Origin of the sequence: Luteimicrobium album, from assembly GCF_030161555.1 — a bacterium.
Classification (GTDB): Bacteria; Actinomycetota; Actinomycetes; order Actinomycetales; family Cellulomonadaceae; genus Luteimicrobium; species Luteimicrobium album.
On the sequence record NZ_BSUK01000001.1, the window covers coordinates 582,970 to 603,305 of the forward strand.

Below are 20,336 nucleotides of genomic sequence, written 5' to 3' on the forward strand. Positions count from 1 at the left end.
TCACGACGTCGCGGTGGCGGTGTCGCTCGCCCGCACGTCGTCGACGAGCCCGGCGAGCGTGGCCTTCGTCGTCGACCCGAGGACGCGGGCGGCGACCCGCCCCTCGGCGTCGAGGACGACGGTCGTCGGCACGGCCTGGACCGGCACGACGCCCTGGAGCGTGGCGATGACGGAGCCGCTCTTGTCGGAGATCGACGGGTAGGTGAGCTTGAAGGTGCGCTGGAACGCCTCGGCGGCCCCGGCGTCGTCCGTGGAGTTGATACCGACGAAGTGCACGCCGTCGGTCTCGCTCGCCGCGAGGGAGGCGAGGTCGGGTGCCTCCTTGCGGCAGGGCGCGCAGCCCGCGTACCAGGTGTTGACGACGACGACGTCGCCGCGCCAGGCGGAGGTGTCGACCTTGGTGCCGTCGAACGCGGTCCCGGTCAGGGTCACGGGCTTCGAGCGCTCGCTGGGCGTCCAGGTCTTGACGGAGCCGTCGCCCTGGACGAAGCCGAGGTTGCCGCCGTCGTTGCCCGAGCTCGACGTGCAGCCGGTGAGCGCGAGGCCCCCGGCGACGAGGACGGCCGCAAGGGCGGCGAGGCGGGCAGGGCGAGGGCGCGGCACGGTGCCACCGTGCCGCCGCAGCCTGGACGCGTCCTGGGAATCCGGTGCCTCCAGGGCCCTGGAGGGAACGTTCGTGACCACCGTCACGCCCCCGGGACCGCGGAGGCGCCCGGCAGGAGGTCCGCGGCAGGCTCGGCGTATTCGATCCCGACGAGCCGGTCCCCCTCGAACGTGAGCGACGTGACGGACGCGAGCGCGCACTGGCGACGGCGCGGGTCGTGCCAGAGGCGACGGTGCTCCGCGGACAGCCGCGTCACCCAGACGGGGAGCTGGTGGCTGACGAGGACGGCCTCGTGCCCGCGCGCCGCCTCACGGGCGCTGTCGACTGCGGCGCGCACGCGCGCGGCCTGCGCCCGGTACGGCTCGCCCCACGACGGGCGGAACGGGTTCCACAGGTACTTCCAGTGTCGCGGGTGGCGCAGCGAGCCGTCGCCGACGCCGAACGTGAGGCCCTCGAAGTGGTTCGCGGCCTCGATGAGGCGGTCGTCGCTGCCGAGCCCGAGGCCGAGGGCCTCGGCGAGTGGCGTCGCGGTCTCCTGAGCGCGCTGCAGCGGGCTGGCGACGACGTGCGTGACGTCGTGGCCGTCCGAGAAGTGCTCGGCGATCCGCTGCGCCATCGCCCGCCCGCGCTCCGACAGCCGATAGCCGGGGATGCGGCCGTAGAGGACGCCGTCGGGGTTGTGCACCTCGCCGTGGCGCACGAGGTGGACGACGGTCACGAGAGCGGCGGGGTCAGGGCTGGGCACGTCCCCGATTGTCGCAGAGGCGCCTGAGGAGGCCGTTCCGCACGGAACGTCAGGTTCAGGCGAGGGCGGCCGCGCAGGCGTCGCGCACGCGCGCCATCGCGGCGCCGAGCGAGAGGAGTTCGTCCCGGGTCAGCACGTCCACGAGGTAGGTCCGAACGATGTCGACGTGCGTGGGCGCGGACGCGACGAGGGCGTGCCAGCCCGCGTCGGTCATGGAGCAGTGGACGCCGCGCTTGTCCTCGGCGGCGGCGACGCGGCGGACGAGCCCCGCCCGCTCCATGCGCGAGACCGTGTGCGTGACGCGCGAGCGGGAGTACGCGAGGCGCTCGGCGAGGCGCGACATGCGCAGCGACCGGTCGGGCTGCTCGGAGAGCTGGACGAGCACGTCGTACTCGGGGACGGACAGGGGCAGGCGGCGGTCGTGCTCGCGCACGAGGACCTCCTGGAACCGGCCGACGCCCTCGAGGAAGTCGCGCCAGGCGGCCTGTTGCTCGGTGTCGAGCCAGCGGTGGTCGGTCGGGGTGTTCACGGCGGCATTGTGTCCATGACGTGCGGAGATGTCCTAATGCCGCGTCGTCGACGACGCCGTTCCGGGGAGAGCGCGGTGTGACGCACGCCACATCGACCCGGGGAATGTCCGCGCGGACCGTTCGGTTCAGTTGTATGTTCAACCAATACAGCGGCCCCGAGCCACGCCCTGAGGAGAACCCATGACCGCCACCGCTCTGCCCACCGGCGTCGTCCCCGGCACGTACGAGATCGACCCCGCCCACTCGTCCGCGAGCTTCACCGTCCGCCACGCCGGTATCTCCAAGGTCCGCGGCACCGTCGCGATCACGAGCGGCACGATCGTCGTCGGCGACAGCCTCGAATCCTCGACCGTCACCGCCGAGCTCGACGCGCGCTCCGTCACGACCGGTGACGCCACCCGCGACGGCCACCTCCAGAGCGCCGACTTCTTCACCGTCGAGAAGTTCCCGACCTGGACGTTCACCAGCACGTCCGTCTCCGGCTCGGGCGACGAGTTCGTCGTGACCGGCGACCTCACGATCAACGGCGTGACCAAGTCGGTCGAGCTCGAGACCGAGTTCACCGGTGCGGCCGTCGACGCGTTCGGCAACGAGCGCGTCGCCTTCGAGGCGAAGACCGAGATCTCCCGCAAGGAGTTCGACATCACGTGGAACGCGGCCCTCGAGGCCGGCGGCGTGCTCGTCTCCGACAAGGTCAAGATCGAGCTCGACCTCTCGGCGATCGTCAAGAAGGACTGACCTCCTTCCGACCTCCCGCGAGCGGGTTGTCAGAACGTGGTGAGTCTCGACGCTCACCACGCCCTGACAGCCCGCTTCGTCGTCCCCGGGCTCAGCGCACCGCGAGCGCCCGGCGCACCCGGTCGCCGTCGAGCCGCCAGTAACCCTGCCGGACGCCGTCGACCGTCACGACGGGCACGAGCTCGCCGTACTCCGCGCGCAGGGCCGGGTCCGTGTCCACGTCTCGCTCCACGAACCGCTCCCCCGCCTCGGCGCACGCCTGCCCGACGACGGCGCGCGCGTCCTCGCACAGGTGGCACGCCTCGCGCACGTACAGGACGACGCGCGGCGAGGCGCCGCCGTCGGGCGCGACCGGGGGACGGCAGGAGCGGGTTCGGGGGACGTCACCACCCCAGCGTAGGTGGCCCGTGCAGGTGGTGTGCAGGACCTGCAGCGCCCCTGGCCGCTCGTCCGGAACGCCCAGGTGCCGCGCCTAGGGTTGGGGTCATGTCGGACGACCGGAGCACCCAGCGCGCCACCCCCGCGCGCCCGGGGACGAGCGCCGGCACCACCGCGGACCCCTCGACGGTGGCCGCGTTCTTCGACGTCGACAACACGCTCGTGCGCGGAGCGAGCACGTTCCACCTGGCCCGCGCGCTCCACGCGCACGGCTTCTTCCGGGCCCGGGACATCGCTCGGTTCGCGGTGCACCAGGCGCGCTACGCCGTCTACGGGGAGAACACCCAGCACCTCGACAAGGTGCGGTCCAAGGCGCTCTGCCTCGTCGCAGGCCACTCGGTCCACGAGGTCTGCAGCATCGGCGAGCAGGTGTACGACGACGTCCTCGCCCTCCGGATCTTCCCTGGCACGAAGGCGCTCCTCGAGGCGCACCTCGCGGCCGGCCACCAGGTGTGGCTCGTCACTGCGGCGCCCGTCGAGGTCGGCGGGCTGATCGCGCGCCGGCTCGGCGCGACGGGGGCCCTCGCGACCGTGCCCGAGCACGACGCCGACGGCGTGTACACGGGACGGCTCGACGGCGAGCTCATGCACGGGGCCGCCAAGGCGCGGGCGGCCCGCGACCTCGCCGCGCGGACCGGGATCGACCTCGACCGCTCGTACGCGTACGGCGACTCCATGAACGACGTCGACCTGCTGGGCACCGTCGGGCACCCGTGCGCCGTGAACGCGGAGCCGCGGCTGCGGCGTCTGGCCCGGGCGAACGGGTGGGACGTGCGCGAGTTCCGCCAGCCGACCCGCCGCGCCGCCCGGACGGGCGTCAAGGCCGGCGGCTGGGTCGCGGCCGGCTGGGCCGCCACGTCGCTGCTGCGCCGCGCCGCCCGCCGCTGACCCCCTGGACGCACGAAAGGGCCCGACCGCACGCGGCCGAGCCCTTCTCGCTCACGCCCGGCAGGCCGGGCGGGGCGTCACTTCTTGTTGCGACGCTGGTGGCGCGTCTTGCGAAGCAGCTTGCGGTGCTTCTTCTTCGCCATGCGCTTGCGGCGCTTCTTGATGACGGAGCCCATGGGTCCTCGCAATGATCGAAGGTTGTCTGATCGCCGCCTCGTCCACCATGTCCCCCTGGGCTGCGACATGACGGCGAGCTGACGAGCTGACGACGGCGGTCGAAGACGGTGGGACGAGACGAGACGAAGTCCGTGGGCCAGCCTACCGCGCCGACCACGCCCCGCCGAAACCGGGTCAGTCCAGGTAGGGGTCGAGGCCGAGGAGCGGGAAGACCTCGCGACGGGTCGCGAGGATCGACCGGTCGAGGTCGTCGGCCGGGTCGTAGCCCTGTGACCAGGCACGGAACGTCACGGGGTGGTCGCCCATGCGGCGCGGCGGGTCCTCGCCCGCACCCTCCGCGACGTCGCGCCGCCACCCGTCCGGGAGGGGGTGTCCGGGTCGAGCGGGCGGTGCACGACCTCCGCCACGACGTTCGCCCAGGCCCGCGGCACCACGTCGATCACGGCGTACCCGCCGCCGCCGAGCGCGACCCACCTCCCGTCCGACAGCTCGTGCGCGAGCGCGTGCACCCGCTCGACGGCGATCCGCTGGGCGTCGACCCCGACGTGCAGGTCGGTCAACGGGTCCTGCGCGTGCGAGTCGCAGCCGTGCTGGCTGACGATCGCCTCGGGTGCGAACGCCCGCAGGACCGCAGGCACGACGGCGTCGAACGCACGCAGGAACCCCGCGCCGTCGGTGTGCCGCGGCAGGGCCACGTTGACGGCCGAGCCCTCGGCCCGGGGTCCGCCCGTGTCGGTCGGGAAGCCCGTGCCCGGGAAGAGCGACTGGCCGCTCTGGTGCACCGAGACCGTGAGGACGCGCGGGTCGTTCCAGAAGACGCTCTCGACGCCGTCCCCGTGGTGTGCGTCGACGTCCACGTACGCGACCCGGGTGGCGCCGTCGTCGAGGAGGCGGCGGACCGCGGCGGCCGCGTCGTTGTAGATGCAGAAGCCCGACGCCGCGTCTCGGCGCGCGTGGTGCATCCCGCCCGCGATGTTCACGGCGTGCTCGACCTCGCCCGCCCACACGGCGCCCGCGGCGAGGTACGACCCGTGGAAGATCCGCGCGGCGGCCTCGTGCATGCCCGGGAAGACCGGGTCGTCCTCGGTGCCGAGCCCGCGCAGCGGGTCCGTGGTGCCCTTCTCGGACGCGGACCGCACGGCCGCGACGTAGCGCTCGTCGTGCACGAGCTCGAGCTCGGCGTCACTCGCCGGCGCGGGGTCGGTGAGCTCGACGCCCGGCGCGTCGAGCAGCCCGAGCGACCGCACGAGGCTCATCGTGAGCTGCAGGCGCGACGGCGCCATCGGGTGTCCCGGACCGAAGTCGTAACCGAGCAGCTCGGGGCTCCAGACGACGAGCGACCGGTCCGCGAGCCCGTCGGCGGGGGCCCGACGGCGCCGTCGCCGACGGGGTCGGGGGCCGCGGTGTCGCGCGCGTCGAAGGGAACCGGCACGGGGATCACGCTAGTCTGCCGGGGCGGGCGCGGCGAAAAGCCCGGTCCGGCAGACGGAGGAGGGACGTGGCCGAGGCCTTCAGCAGCCAGCTCGTGAGCGCGCGAGGCCTCGTCGACCGCCTCGCCCGGCGCTCCCCCGCGCGGCTGGCGGTCTCCTCCTTCGCGGGCGTCGTGGTGGTCTTCACCTTTCTCCTGCTCACCCCGTGGGCCACCCGGTCCGGGAAGGGCGCGTCGTTCGTCGACGCCCTGTTCACCGCGACGTCCGCGGTCTGCGTCACCGGGCTCACCGTCGTGCCGACGGGGACGTACTGGTCGGCGTTCGGGCAGGTCGTGATCCTCGTCGCGATCAAGGTCGGCGGCCTCGGCGTCATGACCCTCGCGTCGATCCTTGGGCTCGCCGTGTCCCGGCACCTCGGGCTCACGCAGCGCATGCTCGCCGCCACCGAGGTCAAGACCACCCGGCTCGGCGAGGTCGGCTCGCTCATCCGGGTCGTCATCATCACGTCGACGTCGCTCGAGCTGCTCGTCGCGCTGGCCCTGTTCCCCCGGTTCGTCGTGCTGCGCCAGACCGTCGGCGAGGCGGCGTGGCACTCCTGTTCTTCGGGATCTCCGCGTTCAACAACGCCGGCTTCGTCCCGACCGCGGAGGGGCTGAACTCGGCCGTCGGCGACTGGGCGCTGTGCATCCCGCTCATCATCGGCACCTTCATCGGGTCGCTCGGCTTCCCCGTGATCCTCAACATCATGCGCAACCGCAAGCGCCTCGACCGGCTCTCGCTGCACGCCAAGCTGACCCTGGTCACGGGTGCGGCGCTGGTCCTCTTCGGGGCCGTGATGTTCCTCGCGCTCGAGTGGACGAACCCGCACACGTTCGGCCCGCTCAACGTCGGCAACAAGGTCCTCGCGTCCGTGTTCCAGGGCATCATGCCGCGCTCGACCGGCTTCTCGACCGTCGACATCGGCCAGCTGCACGAGACGAGCTGGCTCATCTCGGACGCCCTCATGTTCGTCGGCGGCGGCAGCGCGTCGACGGCCGGCGGCATCAAGGTCACGACGCTCGCCGTGATGCTCCTCGCGATCGTCGCCGAGGCGCGCGGCGACCGGGACATCGAGGTCTTCCGACGGCGCATCCCGCCCGAGACGATCCGGCTCGCGATCGCCGTGACGTTCGTCGGTGCGACGGCGGTGCTCGTCTCGAGCCTGCTGCTGCTGGAGATCACGGGGTGGAGCCTCGACGTCGTCCTGTACGAGGTGATCTCCGCGTTCGCGACGGTGGGGCTCTCGACGGGCGTCACGCCGCACCTGCCCGAGGCAGGCAAGTACGTGCTGGTCGTGTTGATGTTCGTCGGACGCACCGGGACGATGACCTTGGGCGCGGCGCTCGCGCTCCGCAGCCGCCGCCGCGTCATCCGGATGCCCGAGGAGAGGCCGATCATTGGTTGACAGCACCACCGCGAAGAGCGTGGACCCCGCGTCCGCGAGCTCCGGCCCCGCGCCGAGGGGCGTGCCGCCGGTGCGCTCGTGATCGGCCTCGGCCGGTTCGGGCAGTCGATCGCGACGTCGCTCGACCGGCTCGGCCAGGACGTCCTCGTCGCCGAGAAGAGCCCCGACCTCGTGGCGCAGTGGTCGGGCCGGCTCGCGCTCGTCGAGGCCGACGCGTCCAACCCCGAGGCGCTCGAGCAGATCGGGGCGCGCGACTTCTCGGTCGCGATCGTAGCCGTGGGGACGGCGCTCGAGGCGTCCGTCCTCATCACGGGCAACCTCGTCGACCTCGGGACCCCGCAGATCTGGGCCAAGGCCATCTCCGCGGAGCACGGACGCATCCTGCAGCGCATCGGCGCGCACCACGTCGTCTTCCCCGAGGCCGACGCCGGGAACCGGGTCGCACACCTGGTCTCCGGGAAGCTGCTCGACTACATCGAGGTCGAGGACGGCTTCACGATCGTGAAGATGCGGCCGCCGAAGGAGACGCACGGGTTCACGCTCGAGCAGTCGAAGGTCCGGTCCAAGTACGGCGTGACGATCATCGGCGTGAAGTCGCCAGGCGTGGAGTTCCAGTACGCGACGCCCGAGACCCGGATCTCCCCGACCGACCTGCTCATCGTGTCGGGCCCCGCCGAGCTGCTGGAGCGGTTCGGCGCACGTCCCTGAGGGTGTCAGGGACGTGCGGGGTGCGGCCGGGTTCGACCCCCGGGTCGCCGTCAGTCCCGACGAGCGGAGGGCCCGACAGCTCGTCGGGCGTCGTGAGGCGCCGCAGCAGGTCTTCGAGCCGCTCCACCCGCACGGCCCACGGAGCCTCGAGGACGGCGTCGCGTGGGACGACCCCGCTGGGGTCGGCGAGTGCCGCGAGAGCGCTCGCGAGCGTCGGGTTCGCGCTCTCGAGCGGGCGGACGTCCACAGCAAGAGCACGTGAGGTGCTGACGGCGGCGTCGACGAGGGCGAGCCGGCGCCTGACGTCGCGCGGGCGGCTCTCCCAGAGCGGGTAGCGCACGAGCGGCTCGGCGGCCAGCCTGAGGTGCCTGACCGCCGCGTCCGCTCCGAGCGTGCGTGCGTCGAGCTCGAGTGCCGTGGCTCCACCCGGTCCGCGTGCGTGGCGGGCAGCAACCGCGACGAGCTCGCGTAGCTCGTCCAGGACGCCTCGCTCCGCGAGGGCGACGGCGTCACGCGTGCTGACGGGCGCGACGACGAGCGCGACGACGACACCGATCGCGCCGCCGACGGCGGTCTCGACGAGTCGTGTCAGCAGGAGCGCGTCCGAGAACTCGCCGAGGATCCCGTACAGCTGCGACACAATGATGGTGACGAAGAAGATCATGTAGGCGTAGGAGACCCGGACGAGGTAGAAGCCGCAGAAGATGCTCACGACGATGATCGCGAGGGACCACCGGACGTCGCCGGTCGTGAGCATCGCGAGGCCGATGCCCGCGACGAGCCCGGCGAGCGTGCCAAGCACGCGGTTCGCCGACTTGCGCACCGTCTCGAACCGGGTTCCGGTGCCGGTGAAAGCGACGAAGGCCGCGATCACGGCCCAGTAGTAGCGCTCCGGGTTGACGAGCATGCCCGCGACGATGGCCAGGGCTCCGGCGAGCGTGACCTGGAGCGCCTGACGCGTCGTGAAACGCAGCCGCGACAGGCGGCGCCACAGGCGACCGCGGAGCTCCACGTCTCCCGCGACGGACGCAGGCCCCGGCAGGACACCGAGCGAGAGCGCGGCTGCGGGCTCGTAGGGCATATCGTCCGCGGCGGGCGCGCCCTGAGGTGGCGCGGAGATCTTCGTCAGCGCCGTGACTGCGGACACGAGCCTGGCCGCTGCCCGCTGCACGGCGTCCGGGGCTGCGACAGTGGCGTCGAGCAGCGCGCAGCCTGCCGTGGCGGTGTCCGATCCACTCGCGAAGTCGTCCAGGAGCGCGGCGGCGGCTCGGCGGGTCACGTGGTCCGCGGTGGCAAGCACAGCGGACGCGTCCGCGAGCCTGTCGAGGCCGACCTGCAGGTCGATGAGCCGACGCCGGAGTGCCGGCGCCGACCAGCCGTCGGGGAGCGCCGGGGAGTGGGCGGCCCAGCCGTCGCTCATGAGCACAGCCTCGTGGACGGCCGCCTGCAGGTCCAGGACGCGGCGGGCCGCGCGGTCGCGGTCGGCCCGGTCGGCGGCGGTGACGACGGCGGCGCAGGCGGCTCCCAGCCTCCGCGCGAGCGCTCGCAGGCTTCGTGCCACCCTCGCGAGAGTGCGGTGCGGGCTGGTGCGCAGCACGCTCACGCTGAGCCCGAGCACGACGACCGTCCCGACGAGGGTGCCGAGGAGCATCCGAGGCAGGTCGGAGAACGTGGCGTGGAGAAAGGAGGTGAAGAAGAATCCGACCCAGGCCATGAAGCCGTAGAAGAAGAACGCGAGCCCGAACCTGCGGACGTAGACGGCGAGGAACATGACCGCGACGAAGGTCGCGAGCGTGAGCAGGTGGTTGCCCGAGACGAGCACGCCCGCGAGGAAACCGACCCCCATCGCGACCGGGAAGAACGCGGCGGCACGGACGTTCCAGGCCACTTCGTGCCCTGCGAGGGCGTTCGAGCCCATCATCGCGACCACGCTGCCGAGCAGCATGAGCACGGTCGCGCCCTGCGGACCAGCCCCGGTCCCCTCAGCGACGAGGTACTCCGCGATGAGCGCGACCGCGACGCAGACGGCACCGGAGAGGCCCATCCGCAGTCGTGTGAGGCCCGGGTCCGATGCGACGAGAGCGTCGAGCCCGTGAGCGATGCGTCGCCGGATGACGCCTCCTTCGGGCAGTGGTGGGGTCGGCCCGCGTGCGTCGCGACGATGCGCGGCGTCCGCGCCAATATCGGTATCATACCGATAATCTGGCGACGTCACCGTTCAGCCGGGAGGATCGGTCCATGGCAGGGGTGCAGGAGAGTCGAACCGTCGGCACCGGGCCCGCGCTCGCCGACGATGGCGGGCCGATCGGTGTGATCGACGTCCAGCTCGCCGTCACAGCCCGCAACACCGAGCTCCTGCGCCGACGCGCGCGTGAGCCCGGCGAGCTCGACCGCGCGGCCTACCTGATCCTGCGGGCGCTCGGCCGCCTGTCCTCGGCGGACATCAACGAGCTTGCGACCGTCCTCGGCCTCGACGCCTCGACGGTGGGGCGACAGGTCGCGGCACTCGCCGACCAAGGCCTCGTGCGCCGCGAACCCGCGCCGGACGACCGGCGTCGCAGCGTCGTGTCCGCGACGGCCGACGGGCGCGACCGCGCGGCACTCACCAGCGCGCTGCGCCAGGGTCGGACTCGCGAGCTCCTCGCCGGCTGGGACGACGAGAGCCTCGCAGAGTTCGCAGGCCTGCTCGCGCGCTACAACGCGGCGGTCGCTGCGCACTACATGACGGGCCTGCACCTCGACTCCACCGGGCCCGACGAGGCGGACTGAGAGTCGGTGGGACTTCCGCAGCCGCTCACCGCCGCTGCGTGGCGTCACGCAGGTGCCCCGAGGAAGCCGCGCTACGCGGTCCGCCGGCGCAGCGTGAGGCCGCCGACGACGACGGCGCCCGCGAGGAACGCGACGATGACGGTGACGTCGCCGGCGACGTCGCCCAGGGACTTCCCGGCGGCGAGGCGCTGCATCGCGTCGACGCCGTAGGTCAGCGGGAACGCGCGGGAGATCCACTCGAGGACCGTCGGCATCTCGTCGCGCGGCATCAGCAGCCCGCACACGACGAGCTGCGGGAAGACGATCAGCGGCATCATCTGCACGGCCTGGAACTCGGTGCGCGCGACCGCGGAGGCGGCGAGCCCGAGCGCGGCGCCGAGGACGGCGTCGAGGACGGCGACGAGGACGACGGCGCCGAGCGAGCCGCGCACCTCCATGCCGCACACCCACACCGCGAACCCGGTCACGACGAGCGCCTGCACGACGGCGACCGCCCCGAACGCCAGTGCGTACCCGCCGACGAAGTCGCCCTTGCCGAGCGGCGACGCCATGAGCCGCTCGAGCGTCCCCGAGGTGCGCTCGCGCAGCGTCGCCACGCTCGTGACCAGGAACATCACGATGAGCGGGAACAGCGCGACGAGGATCGGCCCGAACTGGTCGAGCACGGGCGTGCCGTGGAACATCCAGGCGATCAGCCCGAGCAGCACGCACGGGAGCAGGACGATCAGGGCGATGGTCCGCGGGTCGTGGCGGAGCTGGGCGAGGACGCGCCGCGCGGTCGCAGCGGTGAGGGCCGGGGTCATCGTGCGCCCTCCTCGACGAGCGCCAGGAACGCGTGCTCGACGTCCTCCGCGCCGGTCCGCTCGAGCAGCTCCGCCTCGGTCGCGTCGGCGACGACGGCGCCGCCGCGCATGAGGAGTAGCCGGTCGCAGCGGCTCGCCTCGTCCATGACGTGGCTCGACACGAGGAGACTCGTGCCGTCGTCGCGCAGCCGGCCGAACAGGTCCCACAGGTCGCGGCGGAGGACCGGGTCGAGGCCGACGGTCGGCTCGTCGAGGACGAGCAGCTCGGGCGCCCCCAGCAGGGCGACGGCGAGCGAGACGCGCGACCGCTCCCCGCCCGACAGGTCGCCGACGCGGGTCCGCGCGTACCGGACCAGGTCGACCTGCTCGAGCACGCGGTCCGTGTCGCCCGACGGCGCGCGCAGCACGGTCGCGAAGTACCGGAGGTTCTCGGTCACGGTGAGGTCCGCGTAGACGCTCGGCGCCTGGGTCACGTACCCGACGCGGCGTCTCAGCTCGGGGGCGCCCGCAGGCCGGCCGAGCACGGCGACGGTGCCGCCCTGCACCTCCTGGACGCCGACGATCGCGCGTATGAGCGTCGTCTTGCCCGCGCCGCTGGGCCCAAGGAGCCCGACGACCTCGCCCGCCGGGACCCGGAGGTCGAGTCCGTCGAGGACCGTGTGTGCACCGCGCCTGGCCGTGAGCCCGACGACGTCGACGGCAGCGGCCGCCTGGTTATTCCCCATGTGAGGAATTCTGCTCCTCCGTGCCGCCCACGGCAAGGTCTCCGGTCAGGTAGTGCTGGAGTGTCGGCCCCACGAGCGCCACGACGTCGTCCGCAGGCAGCGACGCGAGCGGCTCCAGCCCGATCACGACCCGGGTGACGAGCAGCCCGACCACCTGCGAGGCGACCAGGCTGACCCGGAGGTCCGCGTCGGGTGCGTCGAGCCCGGCCGCGAGGCTCCCGAAGACGGTCCGCCGCAGGTAGTCGACGAACACCGCCGCCGCGGGGTCGGCCGACAGCGCGCCCGACAGCACCGCCCGCAGCCGCGCCCGGCCGTCGGGCGTGTCCCACACGCGCAGGACGAGGCGAACGAGCCGCTCGCCGACGACGTCGCGCGGCCCGGCCGCGACCGCCCCCACGACGACGCGCGGGTCGACACCGCCCGGCACGAGCCCGGCTGCGAGCAGGTCCGCCTTGGAGTCGAAGTAGTGCCGGACGAGCGCAGGGTCCACGCCCGCGCGGCGTGCGACGCCCCGCACGCTCGTCGCGTCGAACCCGCGCTCGGCGAACTCGGCCCGCGCGGCGTCGAGGATCAGGCCGCGCGTGTCCTCGCCGGCCGGACGTCGGCCGCGCCGCCCCTGCTGCGGACTCGGTCCCACGTCACCCGGCATGCGCCCAGCCTAGGTCGCGCGCCTCCGCCGCGACCGTTCGTCGACGGTGACGTTGCGTTCGCCGACGATGACGTGGTCGGGGTCGCGGGTGGGTGCGGGGAGGTGGTTCGGGCTGTCGTGCTCCGGCCCTGGGGGCCGTGCGCACTCCTTGACGCCCTTCACCACCTCCCCGCACCCACCCGCTCGGCCGTTGTCTCCCGTTCGACGTACGGTGACGGCACCGTCAGCGGTCCCCACGTCACCGTCGGCGGTCCCAGCGTCACCGTCGGTGTCAGGAGGAGACCGAGGCGAGGCCGGGGCGCAGCGGCACGAGCCGTGTGAGCTGCGTGACGTGCGCGGGCGTCAGCTCGTCGAGGCTCGCGACCTGCAGGAGCTTCATGGTCCGCACGACCTGGTCGCGCAGGATCTCGATGGTCCGGTCCACGCCTGCGCGTCCGCCCGCCATGAGCCCGTACAGGTACGCCCGCCCAACGAGCGTGAACCGGGCCCCGAGCGCGATCGACGCCACGACGTCGGCGCCGTTCATGATCCCGGTGTCGATCGCGACCTCCAGGTCGCTCCCCACCTCCCGCACGACCTGCGGGAGCAGGTGGAACGGCACGGGCGCGCGGTCGAGCTGGCGCCCGCCGTGGTTGGACAGCACGATCCCGTCGACGCCGAGGTCGGCCAGCCGGCGGGAGTCCTCGACGTTCTGGACGCCCTTGACGACGATCCTGTTCGGCCACAGCTCCCGGATGATCGCGAGGTCGTCGAACGAGATCGACGGGTCCATGGCGGCGTCGAGCAGCTCGCCGACCGTGCCGCCCGTCGACGTGAGGGACGCGAACTCGAGCGTCGGCGTCGTGAGGAGGTCGAACCACCACCAGGGCCGCGGGGCGGCGTCGAGCACGGTGCGCAGCGTGAGCTGCGGCGGGATCGAGAAGCCGTTGCGCTTGTCGCGCAGCCGCGCCCCAGCGACGGGCGTGTCGACCGTGAAGAACAGCGTGTCGAACCCGGCCGCCGCGGCCCGCCGCACGAGGTCGTAGGACACCTCGCGGTCGCGCATGACGTAGAGCTGGAACCAGTTCCGGCCGTGCGGGTTGGCGGCCCTGACATCCTCGATGGAGGTCGTGCCGAGCGTCGAGAGCGTGAACGGGATCCCGGCCGCTCCGGCCGCACCGGCGCCCGCGATCTCGCCCTCGGTCTGCATGAGCCGTGTGAACCCGGTCGGCGCGATGCCGAACGGCAGCGCCGACGGCCCGCCGAACACCGTCGTCGACGTGTCCACGGTCGAGACGTCGCGCAGGATCGACGGGTGCAGCTCGACGTCGCGGAACGCCTGCCGCGCGCGCCCGAGCGAGATCTCGCCCTCGGCGGCGCCGTCAGTGTAGTCGAACGCGGCGCGCGGCGTTCGCCTCTTGGCGAGGGTGCGCAGGTCCTCGATCGTCAGCGCGGCGGCGAGCCGACGGCGTCGGGCGTCCAGGTCGGGACGCTTGAAGCGGACGAGCTCGCGGAGCTCGGCGGGGCGGGGCAGCTGGCGCTGGACCACGGGTGGACCACCTATCGGGTCTCGTAGCGGACGGGAGGAAGGAGTCGGCGACGACGGCGCGCAGCGACTCGAGGTCGCCGCTCACCAGCCCGTGCGCCCGGGCCTGGACGAGGACGTTGCCGATCGCGGTCGCCTCGACGGGCCCCGCCAGGACGGGCAGGCCGGACCGGTCCGCGAGCGCCTGGCACAGGAGCGTGTTCTGCGCTCCTCCGCCGACGACGTGGATCGCCCGCACGGGTCGTCCGGCGAGCCGGGAGGCGGTGGCGACGGCGTCGGCGAACGCCTGCGCGAGGCTCTCGACGATGCTGCGCACGAGCGCGGGCCGGGACGACGGCGCGGGCTGCCCGCGCTCCGCGAACCAGTCCGCGATCCGCGCGGGCAGGTCGCCGGGCGCGAGGAACCGGGCGTCGTCGACGTCGAACACGGGGACGGGCTCGGTCACCTCGGCGGCCGCGGCGAGGAGCGACTGGAGCGTGCTGGACTGCTGGGCCGCGGTTGCGGAGCGGTCCCACGAGCGGATCGACTCGGACAGCAGCCACAGGCCCATGACGTTGTGCAGGAACCGCACGCGGCCGTCGACCCCACCCTCGTGGGTGAAGCCGGCGAGGCGCGCGTCCTCGGTGAGCACGGGCGCGTCGAGCTCGAGCCCGACGAGCCCCCAGGTCCCGCAGGACACGTACGCGACGTCGCGGTCGGTCGCGGGGACGGCGACGACGGCGGACGCCGTGTCGTGCGAACCGACCGCGGTCACGGGCAGCGCCCGCCCGACGACGTCCGCGACCTCGCGCGAGAGGACGCCCCGCCCCGCTCCGGGCTCGACGAGCGTCGGAAGCACCCGCTCGGGCACGCCGACGAGCCGGGCCAGGTCGCGGTCCCACTCCCCGTCCGGACGTCGAGCAGCCCGGTCGTGGACGCGTTGGTGCGCTCGGCTCCGACCTCGCCGGTCAGCCAGTAGGTCAGCAGGTCGGGCACGAGCAGCACCTGGTCGGCGACGTCGAGCAGCCCGCGCCGCCGGTCGGCCGCGAGCTGGAACACCGTGTTGAACGGCAGGTGCTGGAGCCCGTTGCGGGCGTAGAGCTCCGCCGGCCCGACGACGGCGTGGACCGCGTCGACGCCGGCCGCCGTCCGCTCGTCCCGGTAGTGGTACGGGATCCCGAGGACGGCGCCGCCGCGCAGGAGCGCGTAGTCCACGGCCCACGAGTCCACCCCGACGCTGACGATCTCGCCGGGCTGCTCCCGCTCGGCCTGCGTGAGCCCGGCGAGGACGCCCCGGTACAGGCCGAGCAGGTCCCAGTGCAGGCCGTCGCGCGTGCGGACCGGGTCGTTGGGGAACCTCGCCACGTGCTGGAGCTGCAGGCGCGGCACCCCGCGAGCGCCGCCGTCGGGATCGAACGTCCCGACGACGACGCGGCCGGAGGTGGCCCCCAGGTCGACCGCGACGACGGCGGCCCCGCCTCCGCGCGTGCTGCTCATCGCGACCCTCAGCGCAGGAACGCCGCGGCGACGCCCGCGTCGACGGGGACGTGCAGCCCGGTCGTGTGGTCGAGGTCGGACGTGCAGAGCACGAACACGGCGTTCGCCACGTGCTCGGGCAGCACCTCGCGCTTCAGCAGGGTGCGCTGCGCGTAGAACTCGCCCAGCCTCTCCTCCGGCACCCCGTACACGGCGGCGCGCTTGGCGCCCCACCCGCCCGCGAAGATCCCCGAGCCGCGCACGACGCCGTCGGGGTTGATCCCGTTGACCTTGACGCCGTGCTCGCCCAGCTCGGCCGCGAGGAGCCGGACCTGGTGCGCCTGATCGGCCTTGGTCGCGGAGTACGCGATGTTGTTCGGCCCCGCGAACACGGAGTTCTTGGACGAGATGTAGACGATGTCGCCGCCGAGCCCCTGGTCGATCAGGACGCGCGCCGCGGCCCGCGAGACCAGGAACGAGCCCTTGGCCATGACGTCGTGCTGGAGGTCCCAGTCCTTCGTCGTGGTCTCGAGCAGCGGCTTGGAGATCGACAGGCCGGCGTTGTTGACGACGAGGTCGAGCCCGCCGAACGCGAGCACCGCGGCGTCGACCGCGGCCTGGACCTGGTCCTCGTCGGTGACGTCCGCCTGGACGCCGACGGCGACGTCGAGGCCACCGAGCTCGGCTGCGGCCTCCTGCGCCTTGGCCAGGTCGAGGTCGGCGATCACGACGCAGGCGCCCTCGTCCGCGAGCCGCGCGGCCGTCGCCTTCCCGATGCCCGACGCCGCGCCCGTGACGAGCGCGATCCGGGTCGCCAGGGGCTTGGGCTTCGGCCGGCGTGCGAGTTTGGCCTCCTCGAGGGCCCAGTACTCGATCCGGAACTTCTCCGCCTCGTCGATGGGCGCGTACGTGGACACCGACTCGGCGCCGCGCATGACGTTGATCGCGTTGACGTAGAACTCCCCGGCGACCCGCGCGGTCTGCTTGTCGGCGCCGTAGCTGAACATGCCGACGCCCGGCACGAGGACGATCGCCGGGTCGGCCCCGCGCATCGCGGGCGGCTCCTCGCCGCGCGCCCGGGCCGCGGCGGCGCCGCGCTCGTAGTAGGACGTGTAGTCGGCGCGGTACGCCTCGTGCAGCTCGGGCAGCCGCGCCACGATCTCGTCGACGCTCGCGGTCGCCGGCAGGTCGACGACGAGCGGCCTGACCTTGGTGCGCAGGAAGTGGTCGGGGCAGCTCGTGCCGAGCGCGGCGAGCTCCGCGAGACGCTCGGAGGCCAGGAACTCCAGCACCTCCGGGCTGTCGGTGAGGTGCCCCACCTGCGGCCGGTCCGACGACGCGAGGCCGCGCAGGTGCGGGGCGAGCGCTGCCGCCCTGGCCCGGCGGGCGTCGTCGGGCAGGGCCTCGAAACCGGGGCGGACCGCGCCGAACGGGTCCGGGCGGCCGTGCTCGGCGAGATAGGCGGCGGCAGTGCGGATGATCCAGAGCGAGCGCTCCTCGGCCTCGTCGGACGTGTCGCCCCACGCGGTGATGCCGTGGCCGCCCAGGATCGCCCCGACCACGTCGGGGCGCTCGGCCTTGATCGCGGCGATGTCGAGCCCGAGCTGGAAGCCCGGCCGGCGCCATGGCACCCACGCGACCCTGCCGCCGAAGATCTCGGCCGTGAGCGCCTCGCCGTCCGCGGCGGTCGCGATCGCGATGCCCGCGTCGGGGTGCAGGTGGTCTACGTGCGCGGCGTCGACGAGCGCGTGCATCGCGGTGTCGATCGACGGCGCGGCGCCGCCCCGGCCGTGCAGGCAGTAGTCGAACGCCGCGACCATCTCGTCCTCGCGGTCGACCCCCGGGTAGACGCCGGGCAGCGCGCGCAGGCGGTCGAGGCGCAGGACCGCGAGGCCCGGCTCGGTGAGTGTGCCGAGGTCGCCGCCGGAGCCCTTGACCCACAGGAGCTCGACGTCGGCGCCCGTCACGGGGTCGGGCGCGATGCCCTTCGCGGACGTGTTGCCGCCCGCGTAGTTGGTGTTGCGGGGGTCGGCGCCGAGGCGGTGCGAGCGGTCGAGCAGCTCGGTCACGGTGGTGTGCGTCATGTCAGGCACCCCAGCTCGCCGCGGTGCCGCCCACGCGGTCGGCCTCGATCTTCTCCTGGTAGCCGCTCGCGAGGTAGGCGGCCATGGGGTCCGCGGGCAGGCCGCGGTCCTCGCGCCACGCGGCGAGCGCGGCGCGCACGTCCGTGTTGTAGGCGTCCATGAAGACGGCGTTCGCCGCCAGCACGTCGTGCGCCTCCTGGGCCGCTCCGAGCGCGTCCAGGTCCACGAGGAGCGCCTTCGCGGTCGCCTCCTGGACGTTGAGGACCGACCGGATCTGCCCCGGGATCTTCGCCTCGAGGTTGTGGCACTGGTCGAGCATGAACGCGACGTCCGGGTTCGCGTACCCGCCGCCCTGGATGACCTCGAACAGGATCCGGAAGAGCTGGAACGGGTCGGCCGCGCCCACGATGAGGTCGTCGTCGGCGTAGAAGCGCGAGTTGAAGTCGAACGAGCCGAGCTTCCCGAGGCGCAGGAGCTGGGCGACGATGAACTCGATGTTCGTGCCCGGCGCGTGGTGGCCCGTGTCGAGGCAGACCTTCGCGCGGTCGCCCAGGGCCGCCGTGTGGACGTAGCTCGTGCCCCAGTCCGGGACGTCGGTGTGGTAGAACGCCGGCTCGAAGAACTTGTACTCGAGCACGAGGCGCTGGTGCTCGCCGAGCCGGGCGTAGATCGTCGCGAGGGACTCGGCCAGGCGGTCCTGCCGGGCGCGGATCGAGTCCTGGCCCGGGTAGTTGGTGCCGTCGGCGAGCCAGATCTTCAGGTCCCGGCTGCCCGTGGCGTCCATGACGTCGACGCACCGCAGGTGGTGGTCGATCGCCTTCTGCCGGACGCGCGGGTCGGAGTGCGTGAGCGAGCCGAACTTGTAGTCGTCGTCCTGGAAGGTGTTGGAGTTGACCGTGCCGAGCCGGACGCCGTTGTCCTCCGCGTGCCGCGCCAGGTCCGCGTACGAGTCGACCTCGTCCCACGGGATGTGGATCGCGACGGCCGGCGCGAGGCCCGTGAACCGGTGCACCTGGGCGGCGTCGGAGACCTTCTCGTAGGGGTCACGGGCCGTGCCCGGCGTCCCGAACACCCGGAAGCGGGTGCCCGAGTTCCCGAACGCCCACGAGGGGAGCTCGATGGCCTGGGCCGCGAGGGCGTCGGCGACCGCTGCGGGGAGGGAGGGATCAGTCATCATGCACACCTTCGGATTCGAGTTGCTCTTCGAGCTGGAAGACCTGCCGCAGCTTCGTGAGGCCCTGGTCGGGGCGCCCTTCGAGGTCCGCGAAGAAGCGGGCGGAGTCCCGCTCCCAGGCCGTGGCGACGGGCGAGCGCGCGAGGTAGTCCTCGGAGGCCGCCAGGTCGTCCGTCTCGAAGTAGCCGACGAGGAGCCCGTCGGGCCGGAGGAAGATCGTGTAGTTCCTCCGGCCCGACGCCGCGATCTCGCGCAGCATCGCTGGCGGGACGGACCGGTGACGGGCCACGTACTCGTCGAGGAGCTCGGGCCGCACGCGGAGCTCGAAGCAGACACGCTCCGTGGAGGCGGGCTGCCCGGCGGGTGTCGTCATCGGTCTCGTCCCGGCCGGCTCAGAAGTTGAACTGGTCGATGTTGCTGGAGTTGAACGCGGTAGGGTCGCCGAGCAGCACCTCGCCGTTCGCTCCGACCTTGTAGTCGCCGAGCTTGCCGGCCTTGAAGGAGTCGCCCTCCTTGCCGGTGATGCTGCCGTCGGCGAGCGCCGCCGCCGCGTAGGCGGCGAGGTAGCCGAGGTCGCTCGGGTTCCAGAGGTAGAACTCCTTGACGGTGCCGTCCTTGACGTACTCCTTCATCTGGTTCGGCGTGCCGAGCCCCGTGAGCGCGACCTTGCCCTTCTTGTCCGACGTCGACAGGTAGCGTGCCGCGGCTGCGACGCCGACCGTCGTCGGGCTGATGATGCCCTTGAGGTTCGGGTGGGTCTGCAGCAGGGCCGCCGTCTTGTCGAAGGACGTCTGGTCGTCGTCGTTGCCGTAGACGGTGTCGACGAGCTTGACGTTCGGGTGGTCGGCGGCGAGGTCCTTCTTCATGAGCGCGATCCAGGCGTTCTGGTTGGTCGCGTTGGCCGCGGCCGAGAGGATCGCGATCTCGCCCTTGTCACCGATCTGCTTGGCGATGCCGTCGACCTGCGCCTTGGCGATGCCCTCGGGCGACGCCTGGTTGACAAAGATGTCGCGGTACTGCGGGTCCGTGTCGGAGTCGAACGTCACGACCTTGGTGCCGCTCTCCTTCGCCTGGGTGAGCGCGTCGCCGATGGCCTTGGGGTCGTTCGCGGAGATGACGATCGCGCTCGCGTGCTGCTGCGCGGCCGTGTTGATGTACTGCACCTGCGCGTCGGGGCTCGCCGTCTGCGGGCCGACCTGGGAGTACTTCCCGCCGAGCTCCTCGACGGCGGTCTTGCCGCCCGCGTCGGACGCGTCGAAGTAGGGGTTGCCCAGGTTCTTCGGGATGAAGACGATGTTGAGGTTCTTGCTGCCGCCGCCGGTGCCCGAGCCGGAGGGCGAGTCGCCAGTCGAGGCCTTCGAGCAGCCGGTGACCGCGAGCGCGATCGTGAGCGCGGTGGCACCGAAGACGGCGGTGCGCCGGGTGATGGTACGCATCGGATGAGGTCCTT

At 72.8% G+C, this 20,336-nt stretch carries 19 protein-coding genes and 3 pseudogenes; 5 read left to right on the forward strand and 17 right to left on the reverse strand.

The features are described from left to right. The 3 genes from QQK45_RS02975 to QQK45_RS02985 form a co-directional block, all read right to left on the reverse strand. On the reverse strand, window positions 1-603 hold the full coding sequence (locus tag QQK45_RS02975) for a TlpA family protein disulfide reductase (RefSeq protein WP_284292000.1): 603 nt from the start codon (window positions 601-603) through the stop codon (window positions 1-3). An 83-nt stretch (window positions 604-686) separates the two neighbouring features. Further along, window positions 687-1,349: a histidine phosphatase family protein gene (locus QQK45_RS02980; protein WP_284292001.1), complete on the reverse strand. Its 663-nt coding sequence runs from the start codon at window positions 1,347-1,349 to the stop codon at window positions 687-689. 55 nt (window positions 1,350-1,404) lie between these two features. Continuing rightward, window positions 1,405-1,878: a MarR family winged helix-turn-helix transcriptional regulator gene (locus QQK45_RS02985; protein ID WP_284292002.1), complete on the reverse strand. Its 474-nt coding sequence runs from the start codon at window positions 1,876-1,878 to the stop codon at window positions 1,405-1,407. Window positions 1,879-2,059: 181 nt separating this feature from the next. Here QQK45_RS02985 and QQK45_RS02990 point away from each other — a divergent pair, with 181 nt between their 5' ends. Continuing rightward, on the forward strand, window positions 2,060-2,617 hold the full coding sequence (locus tag QQK45_RS02990) for a YceI family protein (protein ID WP_284292003.1): 558 nt from the start codon (window positions 2,060-2,062) through the stop codon (window positions 2,615-2,617). A gap of 91 nt (window positions 2,618-2,708) precedes the next feature. Here QQK45_RS02990 and QQK45_RS02995 read toward each other — a convergent pair whose 3' ends face one another. Next, window positions 2,709-2,933, reverse strand: a complete 225-nt coding sequence (locus QQK45_RS02995; RefSeq protein WP_284294925.1) for a glutaredoxin family protein — start codon at window positions 2,931-2,933, stop codon at window positions 2,709-2,711. A gap of 170 nt (window positions 2,934-3,103) precedes the next feature. Between QQK45_RS02995 and QQK45_RS03000 the strand changes: the two genes are divergently transcribed. Continuing rightward, window positions 3,104-3,943 (forward strand): HAD family hydrolase, encoded by an 840-nt coding sequence (locus QQK45_RS03000; RefSeq protein WP_284292004.1) that lies wholly within the window; start codon window positions 3,104-3,106, stop codon window positions 3,941-3,943. A gap of 77 nt (window positions 3,944-4,020) precedes the next feature. Here the strand turns inward: QQK45_RS03000 and QQK45_RS03005 are convergent, their stop codons facing one another. Together QQK45_RS03005 and QQK45_RS03010 are read right to left on the reverse strand one after the other, a co-directional pair. Continuing rightward, window positions 4,021-4,119: a 30S ribosomal protein bS22 gene (locus QQK45_RS03005; protein ID WP_003792170.1), complete on the reverse strand. Its 99-nt coding sequence runs from the start codon at window positions 4,117-4,119 to the stop codon at window positions 4,021-4,023. A gap of 175 nt (window positions 4,120-4,294) precedes the next feature. Then, a pseudogene (locus tag QQK45_RS03010) lies at window positions 4,295-5,403 on the reverse strand (acetoin utilization protein AcuC). 215 nt (window positions 5,404-5,618) lie between these two features. Here QQK45_RS03010 and QQK45_RS03015 point away from each other — a divergent pair. Further along, window positions 5,619-6,994: pseudogene (locus tag QQK45_RS03015) on the forward strand (TrkH family potassium uptake protein). 78 nt (window positions 6,995-7,072) lie between these two features. Then, a complete protein-coding gene (locus QQK45_RS03020) occupies window positions 7,073-7,702 on the forward strand; it encodes a potassium channel family protein (protein ID WP_284292005.1) in 630 nt (209 codons plus the stop codon). Here QQK45_RS03020 and QQK45_RS03025 read toward each other — a convergent pair. After that, window positions 7,650-9,746, reverse strand: a complete 2,097-nt coding sequence (locus QQK45_RS03025; RefSeq protein WP_284292006.1) for an FUSC family protein — start codon at window positions 9,744-9,746, stop codon at window positions 7,650-7,652. The two genes, QQK45_RS03020 and QQK45_RS03025, sit on opposite strands and share 53 nt — an antisense overlap. Before the next feature lie 194 nt (window positions 9,747-9,940). Here QQK45_RS03025 and QQK45_RS03030 point away from each other — a divergent pair, with 194 nt between their 5' ends. Continuing rightward, a complete protein-coding gene (locus tag QQK45_RS03030; protein WP_284292007.1) occupies window positions 9,941-10,471 on the forward strand; it encodes a MarR family winged helix-turn-helix transcriptional regulator in 531 nt (176 codons plus the stop codon). A 71-nt stretch (window positions 10,472-10,542) separates the two neighbouring features. On the opposite strand, the gene QQK45_RS03035 is transcribed toward QQK45_RS03030, so the two are convergent. The 10 genes and pseudogenes from QQK45_RS03035 to rhaS all read right to left on the reverse strand — a co-directional run bounded on the left by QQK45_RS03035 (window position 10,543) and on the right by rhaS (window position 20,322). Beyond that, the gene (locus tag QQK45_RS03035; RefSeq protein WP_284292008.1) at window positions 10,543-11,274 is read right to left on the reverse strand and encodes an ABC transporter permease; all 732 of its coding nucleotides are present in this window, start codon (window positions 11,272-11,274) and stop codon (window positions 10,543-10,545) included. After that, complete coding sequence (locus QQK45_RS03040) at window positions 11,271-11,999, reverse strand: ABC transporter ATP-binding protein (RefSeq protein WP_284292009.1); 729 nt, start codon at window positions 11,997-11,999, stop codon at window positions 11,271-11,273. Before QQK45_RS03040 ends, QQK45_RS03035 begins: the two co-directional genes overlap by 4 nt. Beyond that, complete coding sequence (locus QQK45_RS03045; protein ID WP_284292010.1) at window positions 11,989-12,648, reverse strand: TetR/AcrR family transcriptional regulator; 660 nt, start codon at window positions 12,646-12,648, stop codon at window positions 11,989-11,991. Before QQK45_RS03045 ends, QQK45_RS03040 begins: the two co-directional genes overlap by 11 nt. A gap of 271 nt (window positions 12,649-12,919) precedes the next feature. After that, a complete protein-coding gene (locus tag QQK45_RS03050; protein ID WP_284292011.1) occupies window positions 12,920-14,176 on the reverse strand; it encodes an alpha-hydroxy acid oxidase in 1,257 nt (418 codons plus the stop codon). 154 nt (window positions 14,177-14,330) lie between these two features. Next, window positions 14,331-15,023: pseudogene (locus tag QQK45_RS22845) on the reverse strand (FGGY-family carbohydrate kinase); the annotation flags it as partial. Then, on the reverse strand, window positions 14,924-15,649 hold the full coding sequence (locus tag QQK45_RS22850) for an FGGY family carbohydrate kinase (protein ID WP_431310216.1): 726 nt from the start codon (window positions 15,647-15,649) through the stop codon (window positions 14,924-14,926). The pseudogene QQK45_RS22845 and the gene QQK45_RS22850, both read right to left, overlap by 100 nt. Window positions 15,650-15,657: 8 nt before the next feature. Further along, on the reverse strand, window positions 15,658-17,712 hold the full coding sequence (locus QQK45_RS03060; protein WP_284292012.1) for a bifunctional aldolase/short-chain dehydrogenase: 2,055 nt from the start codon (window positions 17,710-17,712) through the stop codon (window positions 15,658-15,660). A gap of 1 nt (window position 17,713) precedes the next feature. Next, complete coding sequence (gene rhaI / locus QQK45_RS03065) at window positions 17,714-18,886, reverse strand: L-rhamnose isomerase (RefSeq protein ID WP_284292013.1); 1,173 nt, start codon at window positions 18,884-18,886, stop codon at window positions 17,714-17,716. Beyond that, window positions 18,879-19,259 carry an L-rhamnose mutarotase gene (locus QQK45_RS03070; RefSeq protein ID WP_284292014.1) on the reverse strand — a complete coding sequence of 127 codons (381 nt, stop codon included), beginning with the start codon at window positions 19,257-19,259 and terminating at the stop codon, window positions 18,879-18,881. Before QQK45_RS03070 ends, rhaI begins: the two co-directional genes overlap by 8 nt. A 19-nt stretch (window positions 19,260-19,278) precedes the next feature. After that, window positions 19,279-20,322, reverse strand: coding sequence for a rhamnose ABC transporter substrate-binding protein (gene rhaS / locus QQK45_RS03075; protein WP_284292015.1), 1,044 nt, complete (start codon window positions 20,320-20,322; stop codon window positions 19,279-19,281). Between the last annotated feature and the right edge of the window lie 14 nt (window positions 20,323-20,336).